Origin of the sequence: Saxibacter everestensis, assembly GCF_025787225.1 — a bacterium.
GTDB lineage: Bacteria > Actinomycetota > Actinomycetes > Actinomycetales > Brevibacteriaceae > Saxibacter > Saxibacter everestensis.
Window position 1 is genome coordinate 1559896 of the sequence record NZ_CP090958.1, and the last position, 18982, is coordinate 1578877.

Sequence of the window (18982 nt, forward strand, 5' to 3'; positions counted from 1 at the left end):
TTGGAGGGCGTTCGTTATTCTACCGTTACCAAATATCATTTGGTTTAGAGTGATCTGCGCCATATTATCGAGAGAACAAATCTGCCGCTCTGCGAAACATTCGAGTCAGCAGCGCCTCTCGCCCGACGGGTCGCGGCGCTGGGACTCCGGTCGCTCGGTCAGATACCGCTTGCCCTCCAAATCCGTGCCTCGTCCAAAGGAAAGTTATGAGCCATATCCCGCCCGAGACAGGCAAAACAGCCGCCCCGCTGATCGAGGTTCGGTCGATCGACTGGGTTCCCGAAAACGAACGTCGCGGGAAACTGTGGCACCAGGGCCCGTTGTGGTTCCTTGGAAACTTCCAGTACTTCTCCATTCCGATCGGGTTCATCGGACCGTCCATGGGACTGTCGCTGGGATGGACAATCGTCGCCAGCGTACTTGGCATCGCCGTCGGTACTGTCTTCATGGCCTTCCATGCCTCGCAAGGGCCGACCATGGGACTGCCGCAGTTGATCCAGTCGCGGGCACAGTTCGGTTACCGCGGAGTGATCGTCCCGCTACTGGCTACGCTCTTCACCTACATGGCGTTCAATGTGGCCGACACGGTCCTACTCAGCGAGGGCCTCGGTAGTTCGTTCGGATGGGACCCGACCCTCATCGCCGTCCTCGCGACAGTCGCCGGTGCGGGATTGGCGATCTTCGGTCACGACTGGCTTCACAAGGCATTCCGCATCCTGCTCTACATCTCGCTTCCGGTGATGACGATCCTCACGATCGGCGTCATCGCAGGCGCCGCCGGCGGAACCTGGGACGCGACTCAATACGGCTTCAGCTGGCAGGGATTCATGGCCCAGTTCGCCGCATGCGCGGCGTACAACATAACCTACGCCCCTTACGTCTCCGACTATTCGCGCTACCTGCCCACCAACACTTCGGCGCGATCCGTAATCGCAGCTGTCTTCTTTGGCGCCTCGTCCTCGGCCATCTGGCTTATCGCCCTCGGTGCGTGGCTGACCATCGCGCTCGGCGCCACCGATGGGCTCGCCGGGCTGCAGACTGCCGGGAACACCATCTTTGCCCCTCTGGGTGACGCCGCGGCGCTGCTGTCGGCCCTGGCCCTGACCGCCACAATGGGCATGAACGCCTACGGCGGAGCCCTCACTGTGTTGACCACGATCGACTCCGTGCGTCCGATCAAACCGAAGACAACCGCGCGGGTCGTGACTATTCTGGTACTCGCCCTGGCGTGGTACCTCATCGCCTCGTCAATCAACTCGGGTGCGGTCGCGACCGTATTCTCGGCGCTGACCCTGATGCTCTACATCCTGGTGCCTTGGACGGCGACGAATCTCGTCGACTTCTTCATAGTCCGTAAGGGTCATTACGCCATCGCCGACCTCTTCACGCCCAATGGCATCTATGGAGCCTGGGGATGGCGCGGGTTGACTGCCTTCGGAATCGGGCTACTGGCCGAAGTTCCGTTCATGGTTCTGCCCACCATCGGCGGCTGGAGCTATGTCGGTCCCGCTGCCGCCGCTCTGGGAGACGTCGACATCGCCTGGCTGATCGGTCTTGCCGTGACCTCGGTGGCCTATCTACTTATGGGTCGCTCACTCGACCTCACCGCAGAAGAAACGGAACGACGTCGAAGCGATGAACACCTCGCTTCCAAAGATCCTGAAGGAGACCACAAATGACCGTCAAACATGCCACGACTTTCCGCCCCGGATCAGGTGTCGGCCAAGAGCCCGTCCACGTTTCAGCTCCCGGTCCCGGACAGGTCGGGGTTAGTATCCGTGCGACCGGGGTCTGCCACTCGGACCTGCACATCGTCAATGGAGACTGGCCGGCCGAGCAGCCTCTCGTCCTCGGCCACGAAGCCGCGGGGGTCGTTGACGAAATCGGACCCGGCGTGACGACTGTGCAGCCTGGCGACCACGTTGTACTTTCATGGTTCGCCCCCTGCATGCGCTGCAGCAATTGCGCTGCCGGGCGGGGCTGGCTGTGTACCGGTACCACCGCACTGGATAACACCCTGCCAGACGGGACCACACCCTTCACCGATGACCAGGGGAAGGACTTGTGGCCTTACCTCGGCCTGGGTACGTTCGCACCGCAGGTGGTGGTCCCGGAAACTGCCGCTGTCAAGGTCGACGACGACCTGCCGTTTGCAGTCGGTGCCTTGCTGGGCTGCTCGGTGACTACCGGAGTCGGCGCCGTACTCAACACCGCGCGGGTACCGGCCGGGGCGTCCGCCGTGGTCATCGGCTGCGGCGGGGTCGGCCTCTCCGTGGTGATGGGTCTCAAGCTCGCAGGGGCGCACCCCATCGTCGCCGTTGACTTCTCCCCCGAGAAACGAGCCAAGGCCGCCGAGCTCGGCGCGACCATCACGATCGATCCCCGGGACACCGACCTCACTGCCTACGTGAACGATCATCTGGGCGGCGTTGACTTCGCCTTCGAAGCCATCGGCAATGAGAAGGTGATCGAAACCCTGCCTGGTCTGCTTGCCCCCGGCGGCTCCGCCGTCCTGGTGGGAATGACCCGCATCGGTGCCCGTTCGACCATCGACCCTTACGATCTTGCCGATCAGGGCAAGAGCATATTGGGCTGTAACTACGGATCGAGCGTAGCCCGGGTGGACATACCCCGCTTGGCCAAGCTCCACCTGGCCGGACATCTGCCGCTTGAGCAGCTCATTGACAAGGTCCGTCCGTTAGCCGAGGCAGGCTTAGCCCTGGATGAGTTGGCTGCCGGAACCGGGCTGCGATCAGTCCTGACTCCGACGGGGTGAGCCGCGGGGCGACTCCTCCCCCAGGAGAGCGGTGCCCTCACTCGCTCGCGGGAGGCGTAAACCTTCGTCCTGCGCGTTATCGCCAGGCTTGTCGTGCGGGTAGACTCGCCGCCTATGACAGACGTTGACGAGCAGGGGCGTCCGGAACCTCCCCTCGCAGCAGACGAGGCCACGACCCTTCTGGGCTTCCTGGATTTCCAGCGAGCGACCCTGGCGTGGAAGTGTTCGGGGCTTGACGAGCATGGTCTGGGGGCGCGAGTCGGCAATTCTTCGCTGACCTTGGGTGGCTTGCTCAAGCATCTCGCTTACGTTGAGGACGATTGGTCATCCCGGTGGTTGCACGGGCGCGACCGGCAGCCACCGTGGAATGCGGTGAACTGGAAGTCTGATCCCGATTGGGACTGGCGCTCGGCTGCCGAGGACTCCCCTGAGGAACTTCATGCGCTCTGGCGGGACGCAGTGGCCCGCTCCAGCTCGTTGATTGCGGAAGCGCTTGCCGACGGAGGTTTGGAGTTTTCGGCCCGCCGGACCTGGCCCGACGGTCAGGCTCCCACTCTGCGATGGATCCTGGTCCACCTGATCGAGGAGTATGCGCGCCACAACGGTCACGCCGACTTGCTCCGGGAAGCCGTTGACGGCCTTACCGGCGAGTAAGCGCCGGGCGTTGTCGATCCTGCAACGCTGGGCAACGCTAGGTTGAGCTCTCTGCCAAGCGCGTGCCGCGGGCTCGGCATGCCAGAGCCACGCGTAACATCTTCTCTATGGCACTCGTATATCAGGCCGATCTGCGGCCGACAAAGCTCGAACTTCTCAATGATTGGGTGCCTAGGCAGCTCTGGTATCGCGGCGGTGAAGCACCGCAACTGCAACGATCGGCTTCCTTTCGATTCGATGATCCGGCCGGCGAGGTCGGTGTGGAAACGCTTCTGGTTCAGTCCGGAGAAGGCCCGGTTTATCAGGTCCCGTTGACGTACCGCGGCGAGGCATTGCCAGGCGGTGAAGCGTCGCTGATAGGCATCTTGGAGCACTCTGTGCTGGGCAGACGTTGGGTGTACGACGCGTGTGCTGACCCGGTGTACCTGGCGGAGCTGGCCACGACGGTGCTAAACGGGGGCACGCAGGTGCAGGAGTTCGTTGACACTGACGGGCATCCCGAGCCGCGCGAGCCATCTGCGGTTGTTTCTGGTAGCGGTCGGGCGGCAACCCGCATCGCTCCGATCGACTCGGTAACGGTCATATCGAAAGACGACTCCACGGTTATCCGGACAAACCAGTTGGAGCTTGAAATCTTCCGGATTCCAGGCGAAAGCGCAGCGGCCCTCGGCGCGGAGACGCTCACCGCTACCTGGGTCGACGGCATGGCTCCTGTCGTACTCGCCGCCGTCCGGGCAGCCTAAGGGCTACTCCGCAATTCGTCAGTGGCGCGATGAGCCAGGCTGGTCGCGCCCACCCCCGGAGCGGTCATCGGGTCCATGAGGTACGACGACGATCTGATCGCGATCCTGATAAATGACTCGGCCCGGATTGTCTGAAAGCACTTTGACACACGGCACGCCGTGTACCTGCAGAAGGTCGAGATAGCCCTCGATACGATTCAGCAGGTGGGTGGCTTCAGGCTTGAACCAGGCAGCGGCCCCTGGATTGCGCTCCGCGTCGTAGACGCCGGGGTCGATCGTACTTGGATCAACGTAGGCGACGTCGTACCAGTCGTTATTGACCCGCCGCCATCGCTCCTCTGATGCGGTGAGCAGACCCTGTCGGCTTAGGCCGTTGACCAACCCGAAGATGCCCGTGTGCACCCCGCGGGAGTTAGGGGTCGGGGATTGATAGCGCACGAAGTGTCCGGCGGTGAGCATAATTGCATCCTTGCAGCCTGGGAACCGAAGGACTACGAGCCGCGCCGCCTCGCCAGACACCCAACGCTCCTCGTTGCAGATCAGATCCACAGTCCGGCGGATCAGGCGTCGGCGGAACCTTCCCGATAGATTTTGGCCGACGAGAGCTTTCCGTTCTCAATCCGATAGAAACCGGCGATGGCGAAGGTCTTCGTCTTTCCGTCAAGCACTATCTCTTCGGTGAGCTCCGCCGCAGCCAGCGTCTCGTTGTCGCTGATGAAGCTGTTGACGGAGAGGTGAGGAGTCAACCCAGAAAATGCGTTGCTGAAAAGCTCTTCGATCTCCCTTGCCCCACTGAACGCGTCCCTGCCGGTGATCCAGAGCGCGTCTTCGGTGAAGCATTGCATCATTGCGTTCAGGTCGTGATCGTTAAAGGCCTTAATATGCGCCTCCACGACGCCCCTCGTACTCGCAGTCATTCGTCAAGTAGACCCCACCCGAGGCGATTCTGGCACTCGATTTCGCGGAAAGGCGGCGGCAGAGCCGGTTCGGGAGGACGACGCACGCCCTCCCGAACCGGCTCGTCGGCGCAGTGTCGCGGCTACTCACCAGGAAACCAGAACGTCGGTACGAATATCCGGAAGCTTCTCGATGCTTACCTTTCTTCGCAAATGAGTTGGGGCCAAGCTCGTCGAGCAGGCTATCCCGTGAGTCATCGTCAAAGTAGAAGTTGTAGCTGCCTGGTTCCGTGCCGCTACCGAACGCAATCGTCTTGCCCTCGAACTCGGGGTGCTCGTGCGCCGACTGATCGATCAGCTGATTGGTCTGTTCCGTCAGCTTCTTCGCCTCGTCTGCCAGTCCGAGCGAGCTGCTGACGATGCCGTTCTGGTCCTGCCATGACGTGAGCCATGGCTCGTCCGGATAGCCGACGATCGGCGCGATTTGTCGTCTCACCGAGAGCCGAGTCGATGGTCACCGGGAACGCCGCTTTAGCCGAAGACGATGTGGTCTCTTCGCTGGCGGGCCTTCAGGGGCTACAGGCCGTGAAGGTAACCACTAAGGCCGAGGCAACAAGGCCCGCAGTGGCGGCAGGGATCCAGCGCATTTATAAGCTCCAAGTAGTTCGAGTGGTCGATGAAGTTAGGTTAGCCACCTTAACTTCGGCCACGCCGTCAGGTTCGGATAGCAGCACTGCATAAACTTGAGGAACGGGGGAAAAGGATGCGCAGAGGGGTGTTGCCGCTGCTGCTCTGCGCGCTTGGTGTACTGGCGATCATTACGGGCATCTTGCCGCTGGAACGTGCCGAGTCGCTCTTCGCGCGCATCGGCCCTATCCTGGGCTTCGTCGTCGCGATTACCATCGTTGCCGAGCTTGCCGCCAAGGCCCGACTGTTCGCTGTCGTAGGGGACTACCTCGCCCAGTTCGGTCGTTCACGAGTTTGGCTGCTCTGGCTTCTCATCGTCGGTCTGGCAGTTGTGAGCACCGTCTTCCTCTCCCTCGACACCACGGCCGTCCTGCTTACACCCGTCGTGATCGTGTTGGCGCAGCGCGCCAGTATTGCGCCAATGCCGTTCGCACTGACTACCATCTGGCTGGCGAACACGGCATCGCTACTGCTACCGGTATCCAACCTGACCAATCTGTTATCCGGACAAAAGATGGGCGCCACTCCCCTGCAATTCGCCGGCCTGCTCTGGGCCCCGGCCGTCGTTGGGCTCGTCATTCCCGTGGCAATGCTCTGGTTCCTGTTCCGGAAGAGTTTCGCCGAGCGATTCGAACCCTCGATCCCCGTGCCGGTCGGTGATCGTCCGCTGTTGTTGATCGCAGCCGCCACCGTCGTCAGTTTGCTTGTCGCGCTCATCTCCGGCATTGCGGTGGTGTGGCCGGCCAGCATAGCCGCCGTGATCCTGCTGGTGGCTTTTTGGTTCCGGCGGCGGGAGGAACTTCATTTCTCACTGCTTCCGGCGGTTCCGTTGTTGATCACGGTGGGACTTTTCCTGTTGATTGAAACCCTGCATGCGCAAGGACTTACCGGAGTGCTCCACCGCGCGGTTCCGGCTGGCGACGGCTTGCCGGCACTGCTTCAGCTGTCCGCGGCCGGAGTGTTGGCCGCCAACGTGTTGAACAACCTGCCGGCCTACCTGGCGCTGGAGCCGGTGGCCGATTCCCCGCTCCGGCTCGGAGCGCTTCTCGTGGGGGTAAACCTTGGTCCCTTGGTAACGCCGTGGGCGTCACTGGCGACTCTGCTTTGGTATGAGCGAGTCCGTTCGCTAGGGATGACGGTCCGCTGGGGCCGGTTCGCGCTGGCCGGAGTCGTCCTCGTCGCCTGCGCCGTGCCCACTGCGGTCTTCATGCTGTGGCTTTCCGGAGGCGCGCCGAGGTAGCAGCCGAAGGCGGTCATCGAGGATCAGGCGCCGATGAAGCAGGTGATATTACTAGTCTGTCAACGACTTACTAGGTCCCAATCATTGAATGCGAATTGAATCCGACATGTTTGATTTCACCGTCCGGGCCAATCTGCCCTGGAACTTTGATGCTTATGCCCGAATACTAATTCCGGGGACGGTCGGAGACACTCCGGTCGCATGGTCGACGATACGGAAGTCTCTCGGCCTGCCACCGGGTGACCGGCTCATGCAGTGGGAAGAATTCGCGAACGGCGACCTATACAATTCGGTCCACGTGGAAGGCCTTGGGACTGTGGACCCTCCATTTGGTGGGGAGATTACCGAACCCATGCTTGACGCCGTATTGCACGCGTTCAACGCGGATCGCGCCTCATTGAAGTTCGCGGCGTGGGACAGTTACAGCCTGCCGCAACTTGGTCCAAAGCTGTTCACAATATTCGATAAGGACTTCTATCCGACGGCGCCGCCGGAAGACTATCCGGCTCCGGTCTTTGTTTATGCTTCAGACCGCAGTTGGGCTGCGCACGCTAATTCGGATGCCGGAGACGTCGTCGTCGGGGGGCCCGAAACGGGCATAGAAAGACTAGTTAGCGACGGTTCTGTTGAAGCCTACCGAGTTACACCGAATGACCGGTTGGACTGGCGCGAAAAGTAGGCCGCGCAGTAGACGAGCGCTCATCGAGGATCAAGCGCCGACGAAGCAGCCGCGTCCCAGCAGCGGCACAGATGTGCTTTGATCAAGCTCTCCGGCGATCCGAACGTCATCTGCGAAGCCCATCTCGCTGAGCTCTTGCCCGGTGCGACACCGTTCGAGCGCGCCGGCCATGTAAGAGCGTTCGTTGTTGAATGCACGGATCGATTCCATTGCTGCCGGCGCGATTACCGGCCAGCCTGTGTCAGCCAAGGTTGACAGCACGGCGCCAGCGCCCCAGAAGTCCTCGGCTGCGGATCGACGCGTCCCATCGCGTCGCAGTTCGCCTGCTGCAATCACCGTGACCCGGTGGGACGAAGGGCGATAGCGCGCGCAGATCCAGCGCCCCACCGCAGCGGAGTTTCGCAACGAGGCCGCCACGACAGTGTCCACGTTTCCCGCCAGGTGATGGCAAATGGCGGAACCGTTCGGTGACGGCAAGACGAGCCTGTCGACGTTTCCAGCATCGCGCACGCTCGCCGGAGACAGACTGATGTCATCGCGCGTCGCAGTCGATCGCGCTACCGCAAGCTTCGCGTTGACCGATGCCGCATATTGCTCCGCCGAGCCATCCAGCCACCGATAGGGGTAGACCGCCATCCCGGCGTCGATCGCCACCGATAGCGTTGTTGTGAACGACAGCACGTCGACCACAACGGCAATATCGGTGTCCGCGGCCAATCGTTCGGCGCCTTCCAGTCCCCAAGCCAGGTGAACATCGTACGGCGCCTGAATCGTCACGTGTCTTCTCCGGCGCTTACGGTGTAGAAGCTCGTGCCGTACCCGCAGCGATTCTCCTGCTCGTCGGATTCGTCCAGGTCGCCGCTCACAGGTGCTCCTGCCTCTTCAGCGGGAGTGCGAAGGCTTCCAGTCTCTGTTCGGAATGTGGAATCAAGCCAAGCTCGCGGTAGAACGGATGTGATTTCTCCGCGTCTTCGGTCCCGGCAGCATCCGTGGACAGGACGAAAAACCTGCACCCGGCGTAGCGGCGTTTGAGCTCCTCCACCAGCGCCCGCCCGATGCCGGAGCGCTGGGTGCTTGGCCGGACCAACAAGTCCTGAACGTAACAGACTGTCTCGCCGTCAGAAAGCGCGCGGGTCAGTCCGTCCAGCCGCCCGCTCTCATTGCGGGCGGTGAGCACACAGTGCGAGTTCTTCAGGCTACGCAGCAGCTTGCCCGCATCCCGGGTGTATTGGAACCAACCGACCGAGTCATACAGATCAACGACCTCTGCAGCCTGATACTCCGCTGAAATTTCGATCTCCACACATTGAGCCTATCGAAGCTCCGCCCGGCCGGCTCGGCTTTTCGGCCAGGGCCAAGCCGCCGGCGGAAGACCGTCGGATCAGGACTCCGCCGCCAGAGCGACCGCCTGCCGCACCAGGGTGGCATTGTCGCGGGCCGGCTCACCATCGATGTCGAAGAGGGTGTCTTCGAGGCCGACCCGGGTGTCCAGTCCCGCGGCCAGCGCCAGGCTCAACACCGGCCAGGCGCCGCCGTCCTCCCCGTGCAGGAGTATCGGCCGCTCAACGTCGCCGATCTGGTCGAGCAGGTTCTTCGCCGTCGCCACGGCGCTACCTGGATCGGTCTCCGTCACCTCGGCCAGCAGTCGCAGCATCTCGCCCATCAGCCCGGACGCCCTCAACACAGCTGCTCCCCCGGTGCCGGAGAACAGCCCCGCCTCGACCCCCACGCCCTTGTCGAGCAGGGCCCGGGCCACGCGTTCGGCACCAGGCTCGTGCCAGTTGACAGAAGCATGATCGGGCAGCACGGTCCAGGAATTGATCCAGCCCACCCGTTGCTCGACATCCGCCGAGATCCAGGCGCCAGTGGTTACGCCGACGGGTACGCCCGGCACAGCGTTGCGGATGGCGGCTACGGTCGACGCGACGTCATCCGGGCGGAGAGAGTCATTGCCGTCGGCACCCCTCGGATGCACGTGCAAATCCACGCAACCTGCTTCGACGGCAAGCGCTGCGGCGGCCGCAATCTCGGCAGGGCGAATCGGCAGATCCGCGAACTCGGACACCGTTCGCCGTCCATTCACACAGCACTGAATCATTCGCCCAGCCTACGTCTGCCGTCGCTCAGATCTGGTAATCGTCGGCGATATCCAGGTAGCGGCCATTCTGGTACAGCAGCGGGGCCTCGGCGGTTTCACCGACCACGGCGTCGGTGACCTGCGCGATGACCAGGGAGCTGTCGCCGTGTGGGATCCGGTTACGGATGCGCGCGACCATCCAGGTATCCACATCGCGAAGTATCGGAACCGCGTGCGGGCCGGCCTGAGCGCCAACCCCGGCGAAGCGGTCGATACCGGACGTGGCGAAACGAGTGGCAAGCGGCTCATGCCGTTTGGCCAGGATGTGCACGCCCACGTAATCCTGCCCGGCGATAACGCGCCAGCTGGATGAGCGCTGACTGATATTGAAGGCGATCACCGGCGGCTCCGCGCTGACCGAAACCAGCGAGGTCGCCGTGAAGCCGGCACGCTGGCCATCGATGGAAGCAGTGACGATAGCGACGCCGGCACCGTGTTGTCGAAACAGCCCGCGGAAGAGGTCAGGCGTGACCGGGCACTGCTCAGCGTTGGTGGGACGGGAAGTATCCAACTCGGAGCAGTTCGGGCTCAACGTCATGACGGTTCTCCAGGCACGTAACATTCCGGCACAAGCCGGAAATCGTTTGTCGGTGGCACAGTAGTTCAGCGGTCAGCGTCCGCCGCGTTATTCCACAGTTAGCAGTCCCGGCCGAATAGACGCCGAAGCCGCGACACCTGCCGTCATGTTCTTCGAACAAGTCGACCTGGGAAAAGCACAGCTCGCAGAACCGCTCGTGGCAGCAAGCGGAAATCGGCTTTAGCTGCTCCAGCCGGGTTGCACCAGTCCGGTTTCGTAGGCAAAGACCACGAGCTGGGCGCGATCTCGGGCGTGTAGCTTGATCATTGCCCTGCTGACGTGAGTCTTCGTCGTGGCTGGGCTGATGAAGAGCCGGGCGGCGATTTCGCTGTTCGACAGGCCAGCCGCGACGTGCTGCATGACCTCCCGTTCGCGCTCGGTCAGTTGATCCAGCCTGGGTGAAAGCGTCGCGGGCTTGGACTGTGACGCGAACGCTTCGATCAGCGAACGGGTCGCTTTCGGAGAAAGCAGGGAATCCCCCGATGCCACGCCACGTACCGCTCGGATCAGGTCTACCGGTTCGGTGTCCTTGACCAGGAATCCGCTGGCGCCATTCCGGATCGCTTCGAAGATGTACTCGTCCTCCTCGAAGGTGGTCAGGATGATGATCCTCACGTCTGCAAGGGAGGCGTCCGCGCTTACCTGCTTGGTCGCCTCAAGGCCATCCTGTCGCGGCATCCTGATGTCCATTAGAACGACGTCCGGCCTTTGCTGACTGATCGCCTCGACCGCCGCTAGCCCGTCGCCCGCCTCAGCAACAACCGAGATGTCGTCCTCGGCATCCAGCAACGCGCGAAGGCCGCCTCGCACCAGGACCTGGTCGTCAGCCAGCACCACCCGGATCATCAGCTGCCCTCGGCATCGAGGGGCAAGCGGGCGTGAACCGTCCAGCCCCTGGCCAGTTCCGGACCCGCAGTGAGGCTTCCGCCAACCGCAGCTGCCCGCTCGCGCATCCCGATCAATCCATTTCCGCCTTCGCTCAGATCGGTGGTCGTGGTCGACGCTGTCCCCGGATCGGTGACCGTCAGGTCCACTGCTTGCGCACCGATCTCGATCGTGATTGCTGCCTGTTTACGGTTGCTGTGTTTCGCCACGTTCGTCAGGGCCTCCTGGATGATCCGATAAGCACTCCGGTCGACAGTGCCAGTTATCCGCCCCGGGTCGCCGTCAATGCTGAGCGCAACCGCGATTCCAGCAGCGTCGGCGCGCTTCACCAAGTCATCGAGCCTCGCCAGTCCGGCCACCGGAGCTCGCTCGGCGGCTGAATCCACGCTGCGCAGCACACCGAGAATCGACCTGAGCTCGACCAGCGCCTCCTTGCTCGACGTCCGAATTGTGGTCAGGGCCGACCGGGTTTGCTCTGGAAGCTCATCCGCCAGATGCAGTGCGATCCCGGCCTGCAGGTTGATCAGTGCCATATTGTGCGCCACCGAGTCGTGCAGCTCCCGTGCAATCCGCACGCGTTCCTCATCCGCCCGCCGGCTCTCGGCCACTTTCTTCTTGCGCATCTCATCCGCCGCACGAAGCCGACGCTGTCGCACCAGTTCGGTGACGGTGAACAGTACGGCAAGCCATGCCCCCACCGCCATCACGAAGATCCATGAGGGTGCCGGCGTCCGGCCGAGCATGAAGTCCAGCCACGGCAACGCAAGAAAGGTAATGCCAAAGGCAATCAGTACCGATCGGCGGTGCCCGCGGATCAGCGCGTTGGCGCCGGACATCGCAAACGCTGCAATGAATGGTCCCTTTGGCCCGTCTGCCAGGATGTAGCCGAGCGTGGTCGCCAGGGTTCCCGCAAGCACCCATACCGGGAACCGATAGCGGAACGGAAGCAATAGCACTCCGGCCAGCAGCAGGGTGAGGTTCAGCGGGGAGAATCCTGCATCATCGGGCCGCCAGTGCGCGACAGCGAAGGTGAAACCGAGCTGGATAACGGCAATCGGCACGATCCGCAGGTAGAGCGCCGATGCGTGCGATGACGGCACGTACCCGTCCGGCTCACCCATCGTCATGCCTTGAGTCTAGTAACTAACGTCCGGCCGGGCCTCCGCTGCGGGAAGTAGTTGTCCACTACTCCGGATGACGTATGCACCGGCGCTCGCGGCCTGGCGAATCGGCTGCTCGACGCAGTTACAAGAGGGTTCGCTGAGCCGACGAAAAGCAGGCCTGACTTCGCGAGGCTTGTACTAGCCGCAAATCGTGGCAGAGATAGCCAACCGGAGGAGATCGATCGACATGTTCACCGCACAACACTTAAGTCCACTCACGACCGCGGTCGCGGAAGCCGGCCGGAACTATCACCAGTACGGTCCACCGTGGCCGTTTCCGATCTTCGGCCTGATCTTCCTTGCCGTGCTGATCACCTTCCTGGTGCTGGGCTGGAACCGGCTGCGCAACCAAGGCCGTACCAGCGCCAGAGACGTCCTGGCTGACAGGTTCGCCCGGGGCGACATCAACGGCGAGGAATACCACCAGCGGCTCTCCGAACTCAAGCGCAAGTGACCCGGAGCCCGTGGGGCCCGGTGCAAGTGACCCAGAACCCGTGGGACCCAGAGTCCGTAGGAAAGGAAAAGAAAATGACCAATCGAACCACTAAGACGCCGTCCGCCCAGCCGCCGCGCATCAGCAACGGCCCGGCCGATCCGGCCACCCAGATCAATGCGAACGCCGACCTTGGGCGCGGCAGCATCAACCCCGGCATTTTGATGGCGGCCAGCACGGGCACAATGATTGGCAGCGTTGTGCTCGGCAACCTGCTGGCCGGCCAAGGCGGCTACGTCTCGCCGTTCACCCCGAGCGGTGACGTCAGCGCGATGCTGACCGCCAATGCCACGTCGCTTGCGCTCAGCAGCCAGTTGCAGCTCGCATCCGCGCTGTTGCTCGGTGTATTCACCGCGTTGCTGGCTGCCGGTCTGCGTCGGCGGACCGGGGACGGACCGGGCGCCGCCGTTCTGCTGTTCGGCGGCAGCTATGCCTCGATCGTGTTTGCGCTCTCGGCAATGCTGAGCTGGCTGACCAGCCGACCTGAGATAGCCGCCGACGGCCCGAGCGCCCAAACGCTGTCATACCTGGCGTTCATGACCGGAGGCCCGGGCCATGTCGTCGGACTTGGCATCCTGATCGGCGGAACCGTGATTGCGGCACGATGGACGGCCTCAATGCCGGGATGGCTGCTGATCGTCGGAACCGTGCTTGGTGTTGTGGCGATCCTGAGCTATCTGTCGCTCAACTGGGCGCCGATGACCGTGCTGATTCCAATCGGGCGATTCGGTGGCCTGCTGTGGCTCGTTGTCGCCGGTTTCATGCTCGGACGTGATCGGCGGTGACACCGGTGAAGCCGGTCTGGCGCAAGGCGCTGCTCACGGCACACATCTGCACCTCGCTGGGTTGGTGGGGTGCAGATGTCGTGCTGCTGATTCTCGCGGTGATCGGGCTGACCAGCGATAGTCCGAGTCACGTGCTGACCAGTTACGCAGCGCTGTCCCTCTTCGGCCCGGCGGCATTGATCACGCTGTCGCTGGGCGCCTTGCTCACCGGAGTGCTGCTAGGGCTCGGCACAAAATGGGGCCTGTTGCGTTTCATCTGGGTTGTGGTGAAACTGCTGGCGACGATTGTTTTGTGCGCCCTGGTGATCTTTCTGCTCACGCCGAACCTACGGGATGCCGGCATGCTGACGCTGCCGGATGGCGCCGCGCCCGTCGTTGACCAGGCTGTCCTGAGTGCGGATGACGTGCGCGCCGGGCTCGGCGAGCTGCCCCGGGAGCTGATCATGCCGCCGATAGTCTCACTCACTGTGCTTACAGTGCTCACGGTGATCTCGGTGTACAAACCCTGGGGCCGCATCGGGCGGAGTAGGTCAGCCGGACGTAAATCAGCTGCAGCCACACGACCGTGAAGCCTAGGATTTGGGTATGTTGATTCGCCGGGAGCAGCCCGCAGACCGTACCGAGATCCTGGCGCTGATCGGATCAGCATTTAAGTCCGAAGCTCGGGATGGCGAACTGCCGGTCGAAGTCCCGCTAACCGAGGCGCTGTTCGCCAGCGCCGACTACATTCCCGAGCTCTCGCTTGTCGCGGAGGCTACCGCGATGGGAACGCACGCTGCCCAAGCCGGCCGGTTACTCGGCCACGTGATCTGCACACGAGGGTGGATCGAAACCCAGCCCGCGCTCGGATTGGGGCCGCTCGCCGTTCTCCCAGAGTTTCAGAAATCGGGTGTCGGCAGTGCGCTGATGTATGCAGTGCTCGGCGCGGCAGATGCGATGGGCGAAGGCGCCGTAGTTCTGCTCGGTCATCGCGACTACTACCCGCGGTTCGGCTTCCGGCCCGCCGGGCAGCTCGGTATCGAGCCACCTGTCCCAGAATGGGAGGACCATTTCCAGGTAAGGACGCTGCGCGAATACTCGCCGGACCTGAGGGGCGCTTTCCATTACAGCCAGCCGTTCAACGAGTTGTCGTAGTCCGGGGCCGGCCTAATGTCACCGCGTCGCTTCTCGCCAGCGTGGGTAGGCTAGGCGGCGTGCCTGAAACGTTGACCCCGGAACGCCTTGATGCCGTGATGTCGCTCTTCGACCTCACGACCGAAGACGAGCTGGATTACCGGCGGCTACTCACCGAGTACGCCAACCGCGAGCGCCCCGCGGGCGAATATGACGACGTGCGGAAAGCGACCGACGTGCTGCGTTCCCGGCTCGGCACCTTCCCCGCTGCTTCTTCCGAGCTCGACGTGCCGCAGACTGCCTGGCTTGTGGCGTTCGCCCTTGTCACCCCCGACATGGTCGCCTGGCGGGAATCTCTCGGCATCCCGGATGACGTCACCCGGGCCGGCCTGTCGGATATGGGTTTGCAGCTGACGGTCAACCGCCGGGTACACGGGCGCTTCGGGCTTGACACCTGCCGGTGGATGACGCTGCATTTCGCCGGGCATCTTTTCCGGTTTGGCCGGCTGCAGTACCTGCTGCACAGCCAACCGGGCGGTATTCCGGGAAAAGCGCCGGCCGGCGCCTGGGTGCTGGGCCTGCACATCCCGGAGGCGGGCCCGCTGACGGCGGACGGGATCGACGAGAGCCTTGAGCAGGCGAATGAGTTCTTCGCCCGCTACTTCCCCGAGCGGGACATCGCGGCCATAACCTGCGAATCGTGGCTGCTCGATCCGTATCTCTCCGAGCAGCTACCCGGCTCGTCGAACATCGCCCGATTCGCAGCCCGCTTCAATCCCTACGGCGAGAGCCGCGATCAGAACAGCGACGCGATCTACTTCGTCTTCCGGACCAGGGAGCTGGACAACTTAGCCGCGCTGCCACGGGACACGTCCCTGCAGCGCGTCATCCTCGACCGGATCGCCGCCGGCGGAAACTGGCAGGTCGCGAGCGGCTATCTCGGGTAGCTATTGCATCCGCTTCTTCAGCGCCTCGAATGCCGCGGCAACCCGCTCCTGCGTGCTGTCCAACGCCTCACCGACCTTGTCCTCGTCGACGGCCTCACCGATCTTTTCCTTCGTGCCGCCGAGGATCTTATTGATCCGCTCCTGCACGCTGTCGATCGTGCCCTCCACATTGTCGTGGCCGAGCGCGCCATTGATCTTCTTGCCAAGGCTGTCCAGCGATTCATTGATTCTTTCGCTGGCAGAATCGAGTGAACCGCCATCATTGGCGGCATTCCGGATGCCCGAGCGCGCCTTGCCAAGTCCCGAAGCGACCGAACCACGGATATTGCCGAGAATTTCATCGACCGAATCCGGCAGCTGTGGGCCCGAACCAGACTTGCCCCGATAGATCTTCGAAGGCTCAAGTGGCTCTTCGGGTTCGGGGGTTCCGGGATCGTTCTGCGAAGTATCCATGCACCCATTGCAGTCGACGGACGAAGCCGCGTCAACATGCGGCGAGGAACTGTCAGCCCGGCGGAATAGGCTGGGGTGATGAGGAATCGTCAAGTGCTCGCGCTAGCTCACCGCGGTGGTGCCCGGTTCCAGCCGAACATCGGCATCGAGAATACGGCTGAGGCCTTCCGCCAGGCATTTTCCCTCGGCTATCGCTGGTTCGAGACCGATGTGCACAGCTCGCGCGACGGCGTGCCCTATGCCTTTCATGACGTGGATCTGAAGCGCCTGGCCGGCAGCTCCTCGATGTTCGCTGAGCTCGATGCGGCGCACATTGACCGGCTCCGGATCCGGCAGCACCCAATCCCCCGGCTCGACGCGCTACTCAGCGAATTTCCGGACGCCAGCTTTAATATCGATCTGAAGTGCGATGACGTCGTCGTCCCCACGGCGCGGACGCTCCGCAGGCTCGACGCCGTCGATCGGGTCTGCATCGCCTCGTTTTCGCATCGCCGACTGGGGCGGTTCAGGCGGATCATGCCCGAGGCACGTACCAGCTGCTCGTTGTTTGAGGCCGCTGCCCTTCGGTTCGGGCCGGGCCGATTCGTCCGGCAGTTCGCAGTACGGGGTGGTGCTAGCGCCGCACAGGTGCCGGTCGAATGGCGCGGCGTCCGGATCATCACCGGGAGTTTCGTCCGCGCCGTCCACGACCTCGGACTTGCTGTGCATGCGTGGACCATCGACGATGAACAGACCATGACCTGGCTGTTGGACCTCGGTGTCGACGGGATCGTCTCGGACCGGATCGATGTGCTGAAGCGGGTCCTGGTCGAACGTGGCCAATGGACGAACGGACTGTAGCGAAATGTCTGGATTTGGGCTCGGTGGTTTCGGCGGTCATGGGATGGGCGGTCCACGGCAGATGTCGCCCCGAGACACGGCCAGCAAGGAAAAGCCACCGGTGGAGAATCTCGGCCGCCGGGTCTGGTCCTTGTTCGACGACTATCGGCGATGGCTGGTGCTGACCGCCCTCTTGATCCTTGTCGGCGCCGGCCTGAGCGTTCTGACGCCGTTCCTGACCCAGGCGGCGTTCGACCGTGGACTGTTCCCACCGGATGGCACGCCGAACCTTCGGCTGCTCGCTATCCTGGTCGCCGGCATGATCCTGGTGCCGGCACTGACGTCAGTCGTTGCGGTGGCCCGAACCTACTTCACCACCCGGGTCGGAAACCGCGTGATGGCCGACCTACGAGGCCGGTTGTTCGCGCACCTGGAGAAAATGGAGCTCGGCTTCTTCACCGGAACCCGCACCGGCGTCATCCAATCCAGACTCGCCAACGATGTCGGCGGCGTTCAGGGCGTGCTCACCGACACGGCATCGTCAATCCTGTCCAATGCGGTCACGGTACTGGCCGCCGTCGTCGCCATGTTCTTCCTGTCCTGGCAACTGACCGTCATCTCGCTCGTGCTCTTGCCGTTCCTTGTATTGCTTCAGGTTCGGGTCGGACGGCGGCGGCGCGCCCTTGCCGCCAAGGCCCAGGAGTCGCTGTCCGAGATGACCGCGATAACTCAGGAGGCATTGAGCGTTTCCGGTATCGTGCTCGCGAAAGTCTTCAACCAGCAGGGCGCGGAAGTTGAGCGCTATTCGCGCGCCAACGAGGTGCAAGCCCGGCTGCAGATCAAGCAGCAGATGGCCGGTCAATGGTTCTTTGCCGCGGTGCAGACATTCGTCGCCGTGACTCCTGCCGTCGTCTACCTTGTCGCCGGCTACATGATCAGCGGCGGCGTGGATCTGACCGCGGGCACACTGGTCGCCTTCACCACCCTGCAGGCACGGCTGATGCAGCCGGTGGTGTCCCTACTCCGGGTATCGCTGGACGTGCAGACCTCGATGGCGCTGTTCGCCCGAATCTTCGAGTACCTCGACCTGAAGCCAGCCATCACCGAACCCGAGGACCCAGTCGTATTGGACGAACGGGAGGTGCGCGGCCGGGTGACCTTCGACGACGTGTCATTTCGCTATCCGGGAGCCGCCTCTGTGCCCTCCGGGGACCGCCCGCTGCGCAACGAAGGCTGGGCGCTGCAACATATCAACATCGATGTGCGGCCCGGCCAGCTGGTGGCCTTCGTCGGCCCGTCCGGCGCGGGAAAGACCACACTGTCCTACCTGATTCCGCGGCTGTACGACGTAAGCGCGGGGCGGATGCTGCTCGACGGTCACGATGTGCGCGAGCTAAGTCTCGACTCGCTTTTTGCCGCAATCGGCATGGTCACCCAGGAAACCTACCTCTTCCACGCCAGCATTCGGGACAATCTGCGGTACGCGAAGCCGGATGCCGACGATGACGAGCTGATAGCAGCCGCCAAGGCGGCGAACATCCACGAGCGAATCATCACCTTCGACGATGGCTACGACACTCTGGTCGGCGAACGAGGCTACCGGCTGTCGGGCGGTGAGAAGCAACGAATGGCGATAGCGCGGGTTCTGCTGAAGGATCCGAAGGTGCTGATCCTGGACGAGGCCACCTCTGCCCTCGATACCGGGAGCGAGCGACTCGTGCAGCAGGCACTCGATCAGGCTATGGCTGGCCGCACCACCGTCGCCATCGCCCATCGCTTGTCTACGATTCTGAAAGCCGACTTGATCTACGTCATTGACGAGGGCCAGGTCAAGGAATCAGGCACGCACCAGGAACTGCTTGAGCTCGGCGGCATGTACGCCTGGCTCTACAGCATGGATGCCAGCTTCATCCAGGACGCGGACGCCGGCTAGCG

General features: G+C 62.9%; 23 protein-coding genes. 13 read left to right on the forward strand and 10 right to left on the reverse strand.

The features are described from left to right. Positions 1–206: 206 nt before the first annotated feature. The 4 genes from LWF01_RS07495 (at position 207) to LWF01_RS07510 (ending at position 4173) form a co-directional block, all read left to right on the forward strand. Positions 207–1679: a purine-cytosine permease family protein gene (locus LWF01_RS07495; RefSeq protein ID WP_349640413.1), complete on the forward strand. Its 1473-nt coding sequence runs from the start codon at positions 207–209 to the stop codon at positions 1677–1679. After that, on the forward strand, positions 1676–2776 hold the full coding sequence (locus LWF01_RS07500) for an alcohol dehydrogenase catalytic domain-containing protein (RefSeq protein WP_349640414.1): 1101 nt from the start codon (positions 1676–1678) through the stop codon (positions 2774–2776). The genes LWF01_RS07495 and LWF01_RS07500 overlap by 4 nt, the downstream gene beginning before the upstream one ends. Positions 2777–2890: 114 nt before the next feature. Next, positions 2891–3430, forward strand: a complete 540-nt coding sequence (locus tag LWF01_RS07505) for a DinB family protein (protein ID WP_349640415.1) — start codon at positions 2891–2893, stop codon at positions 3428–3430. 107 nt (positions 3431–3537) lie between these two features. Beyond that, positions 3538–4173 carry a CG0192-related protein gene (locus LWF01_RS07510; protein ID WP_349640416.1) on the forward strand — a complete coding sequence of 212 codons (636 nt, stop codon included), beginning with the start codon at positions 3538–3540 and terminating at the stop codon, positions 4171–4173. 18 nt (positions 4174–4191) lie between these two features. Here LWF01_RS07510 and LWF01_RS07515 read toward each other — a convergent pair whose 3' ends face one another. From LWF01_RS07515 to LWF01_RS07525, 3 genes are all read right to left on the reverse strand, one after another. Then, on the reverse strand, positions 4192–4632 hold the full coding sequence (locus tag LWF01_RS07515) for a hypothetical protein (RefSeq protein ID WP_349640417.1): 441 nt from the start codon (positions 4630–4632) through the stop codon (positions 4192–4194). A gap of 101 nt (positions 4633–4733) precedes the next feature. Continuing rightward, positions 4734–5090: a nuclear transport factor 2 family protein gene (locus LWF01_RS07520; protein ID WP_349640418.1), complete on the reverse strand. Its 357-nt coding sequence runs from the start codon at positions 5088–5090 to the stop codon at positions 4734–4736. Further along, complete coding sequence (locus LWF01_RS07525; RefSeq protein WP_349640419.1) at positions 5050–5565, reverse strand: TroA family protein; 516 nt, start codon at positions 5563–5565, stop codon at positions 5050–5052. The genes LWF01_RS07520 and LWF01_RS07525 overlap by 41 nt, the downstream gene beginning before the upstream one ends. 267 nt (positions 5566–5832) lie before the next feature. On the opposite strand from LWF01_RS07525, the gene LWF01_RS07530 reads away from it, so the two are divergent. Beyond that, a complete protein-coding gene (locus tag LWF01_RS07530) occupies positions 5833–6996 on the forward strand; it encodes an ArsB/NhaD family transporter (protein ID WP_349640420.1) in 1164 nt (387 codons plus the stop codon). An 88-nt stretch (positions 6997–7084) separates the two neighbouring features. After that, on the forward strand, positions 7085–7675 hold the full coding sequence (locus tag LWF01_RS07535) for a hypothetical protein (protein WP_349640421.1): 591 nt from the start codon (positions 7085–7087) through the stop codon (positions 7673–7675). A gap of 30 nt (positions 7676–7705) precedes the next feature. Here the strand turns inward: LWF01_RS07535 and LWF01_RS07540 are convergent, their stop codons facing one another. From LWF01_RS07540 to LWF01_RS07565, 6 genes are all read right to left on the reverse strand, one after another. Further along, entirely contained in the window at positions 7706–8452 is a 747-nt protein-coding gene (locus LWF01_RS07540; RefSeq protein ID WP_349640422.1) for a 2-phosphosulfolactate phosphatase, read from the reverse strand. Positions 8453–8537: 85 nt separating this feature from the next. After that, positions 8538–8978 (reverse strand): GNAT family N-acetyltransferase, encoded by a 441-nt coding sequence (locus tag LWF01_RS07545; protein WP_349640423.1) that lies wholly within the window; start codon positions 8976–8978, stop codon positions 8538–8540. 78 nt (positions 8979–9056) lie between these two features. Further along, positions 9057–9773: a 3-keto-5-aminohexanoate cleavage protein gene (locus LWF01_RS07550; RefSeq protein WP_349640424.1), complete on the reverse strand. Its 717-nt coding sequence runs from the start codon at positions 9771–9773 to the stop codon at positions 9057–9059. A 25-nt stretch (positions 9774–9798) separates the two neighbouring features. Continuing rightward, entirely contained in the window at positions 9799–10350 is a 552-nt protein-coding gene (locus tag LWF01_RS07555) for a flavin reductase family protein (RefSeq protein ID WP_349640425.1), read from the reverse strand. 219 nt (positions 10351–10569) lie between these two features. Next, on the reverse strand, positions 10570–11235 hold the full coding sequence (locus tag LWF01_RS07560; protein WP_349640426.1) for a response regulator: 666 nt from the start codon (positions 11233–11235) through the stop codon (positions 10570–10572). Further along, positions 11235–12401: a sensor histidine kinase gene (locus LWF01_RS07565; protein WP_349640427.1), complete on the reverse strand. Its 1167-nt coding sequence runs from the start codon at positions 12399–12401 to the stop codon at positions 11235–11237. Before LWF01_RS07565 ends, LWF01_RS07560 begins: the two co-directional genes overlap by 1 nt. 223 nt (positions 12402–12624) lie before the next feature. On the opposite strand from LWF01_RS07565, the gene LWF01_RS07570 reads away from it, so the two are divergent. From LWF01_RS07570 to LWF01_RS07590, 5 genes are all read left to right on the forward strand, one after another. After that, a complete protein-coding gene (locus LWF01_RS07570; protein WP_349640428.1) occupies positions 12625–12891 on the forward strand; it encodes an SHOCT domain-containing protein in 267 nt (88 codons plus the stop codon). Positions 12892–12965: 74 nt separating this feature from the next. Next, the gene (locus LWF01_RS07575; RefSeq protein WP_349640429.1) at positions 12966–13715 is read left to right on the forward strand and encodes a hypothetical protein; all 750 of its coding nucleotides are present in this window, start codon (positions 12966–12968) and stop codon (positions 13713–13715) included. Beyond that, positions 13712–14284 (forward strand): hypothetical protein, encoded by a 573-nt coding sequence (locus LWF01_RS07580; RefSeq protein ID WP_349640430.1) that lies wholly within the window; start codon positions 13712–13714, stop codon positions 14282–14284. The genes LWF01_RS07575 and LWF01_RS07580 overlap by 4 nt, the downstream gene beginning before the upstream one ends. A 16-nt stretch (positions 14285–14300) precedes the next feature. Next, entirely contained in the window at positions 14301–14849 is a 549-nt protein-coding gene (locus LWF01_RS07585; protein ID WP_349640431.1) for a GNAT family N-acetyltransferase, read from the forward strand. 59 nt (positions 14850–14908) lie between these two features. Then, complete coding sequence (locus LWF01_RS07590; protein WP_349640432.1) at positions 14909–15775, forward strand: acyltransferase domain-containing protein; 867 nt, start codon at positions 14909–14911, stop codon at positions 15773–15775. Here LWF01_RS07590 and LWF01_RS07595 read toward each other — a convergent pair whose 3' ends face one another. Further along, on the reverse strand, positions 15776–16228 hold the full coding sequence (locus LWF01_RS07595) for a hypothetical protein (RefSeq protein ID WP_349640433.1): 453 nt from the start codon (positions 16226–16228) through the stop codon (positions 15776–15778). Between the two features lie 78 nt (positions 16229–16306). On the opposite strand from LWF01_RS07595, the gene LWF01_RS07600 reads away from it, so the two are divergent. Together LWF01_RS07600 and LWF01_RS07605 are read left to right on the forward strand one after the other, a co-directional pair. Further along, complete coding sequence (locus LWF01_RS07600) at positions 16307–17068, forward strand: glycerophosphodiester phosphodiesterase family protein (RefSeq protein WP_349640434.1); 762 nt, start codon at positions 16307–16309, stop codon at positions 17066–17068. A gap of 4 nt (positions 17069–17072) precedes the next feature. Beyond that, entirely contained in the window at positions 17073–18980 is a 1908-nt protein-coding gene (locus tag LWF01_RS07605) for an ABC transporter ATP-binding protein (RefSeq protein WP_432762004.1), read from the forward strand. Positions 18981–18982 lie beyond the last annotated feature (2 nt).